Annotated in this window: 2 protein-coding genes; one reads left to right on the top strand and one right to left on the bottom strand. The window is 76.9% G+C overall.

What is annotated here, in order from left to right; all coding sequences use genetic code 11:
• Positions 1-425: SAM-dependent methyltransferase (locus tag AB0J52_RS40845; RefSeq protein ID WP_500188611.1), on the bottom strand; the 425-nt coding region annotated here is incomplete at its 3' end.
• A 35-nt stretch (positions 426-460) separates the two neighbouring features.
• Between AB0J52_RS40845 and AB0J52_RS40840 the strand changes: the two genes are divergently transcribed.
• On the top strand, positions 461-1,228 hold the full coding sequence (locus AB0J52_RS40840) for an SDR family NAD(P)-dependent oxidoreductase (protein WP_500188609.1): 768 nt from the start codon (positions 461-463) through the stop codon (positions 1,226-1,228).
• Positions 1,229-1,345 lie beyond the last annotated feature (117 nt).

Here is a 1,345-nt window from a genome sequence, read left to right as displayed (position 1 = left end):
GCCCATTCCTCGCGCAGGTCGGCGGCGACGGCGGCCCGCTCGCAGCGCGGCTCGGCGTCCGCGAGCGTCGCGGCCTTGAAGGCGAGCACGTCCGGGAGGTCGACCTCGAACAGCCGCGTCCCGGCCGGCCAGTCGAGCCGGAAGGCCCGCGTGTCGAGCCCGGCCGCCAGCAGCACGACCTGCCGGATCCCGGCGTCGGCGGCCGCGCGGAGATAGTCGTCGTAGAACCGGGTACGGACGATCACCTGGAGGATCAGCAGGTCCCGCATCGGCCCGTCGCGGCCGGGCGGCGCGGGCGGACCGGCCGCCGCGAACGCCGCGGCGAACGGGTCGGTGAACAGCCGGTCCGGACGCCGGTGCTCGGCGGCCCGCATCCGGGCCACACCGAGTGCCGTCCGCCCCACACCCTGAGCCAGTTCGTCCATTTCGACCACACTACTCCCGGGACGGAGCCCCCACGATGAAGGTCTCTTATGTCGTCACCGGCGGCGGCCGGGGCATCGGCCGCGCCGTCGTCTCCCGCCTGCTGGCCGCGCCGGACGCCGTGGTCGTCGCGGTCGAGCGCGACCCGGACGCGCTGGACTGGACGTCCGGCGACCCCCGGGTGCGCGCGGTGACCGGCGACGCCGGGGACGAGGCGACCGCCGAGCGCGCCGCCGACCTCGCCGAGTCCGCCGGCACCCTGGCCGGGTGGGTGAACAACGCGGCGGTGTTCCGGGACGCGTCCCCGCACACCGCGTCCGCGCGCGAGCTGATGGACCTGGTCGCGCTGAACCTCGGCATGCCCGTGACCGGCTGCACCACCGCGATCCGGCGCTTCCTCGCGGCCGGGACGCGCGGCTCGATCGTCAACGTCACCTCGCACCAGGCCCGCCGCGCCGTCCCCGGCTGCGTCCCGTACGTGACGGCGAAGGCCGCGATCGAGGGGCTGACCCGGGCGCTCGCGGTGGAGTACGGGCCGCGCGGCATCCGGGTGAACGCCGTCGCGCCCGGCTCGGTGCGCACCGAGCGCTACGACGCGCTGCTCGCCGGGCTGGGCCCGGAGCGCGCGGCGGGCGTCGAGCGGCAGATGGGCGAGCTGCACCCGCTCGGCCGGGTCGCGCTGGCGTCGGAGGTCGCGGCCGCGGTCGCCTACCTGCTGTCGGACGAGGCGTCCTTCATCACCGGGGCGACCGTGCCCGTGGACGGCGGCCGGTCCGTCCTGGCCCAGGACCCGGAGGCCCGCTAGCGGCCCGGGGTCAGGAAGGTCAGCGGCAGGAACCGGGTCGTCGCGGACGGGGCCGCGGCGCCGGCATCACCGCCCGTGCCCGTATCGGCGTCGGTGTCGGTCTCGGTGGGGCCGCAC

The organism is Spirillospora sp. NPDC049652 (assembly GCF_040675125.1).
GTDB lineage: Bacteria > Actinomycetota > Actinomycetes > Streptosporangiales > Streptosporangiaceae > Spirillospora.
Note: the sequence above shows the minus strand (reverse complement) of the source record. Positions and strands in the feature narration are given on the sequence as shown.

What these genes read in the sequence shown, in the direction of transcription:
- AB0J52_RS40840 (WP_500188609.1), top strand. Translation starts at nt 461, where the DNA reads ATGAAGGTCTCTTATGTCGTCACCGGCGGCGGCCGGGGCATCGGCCGC.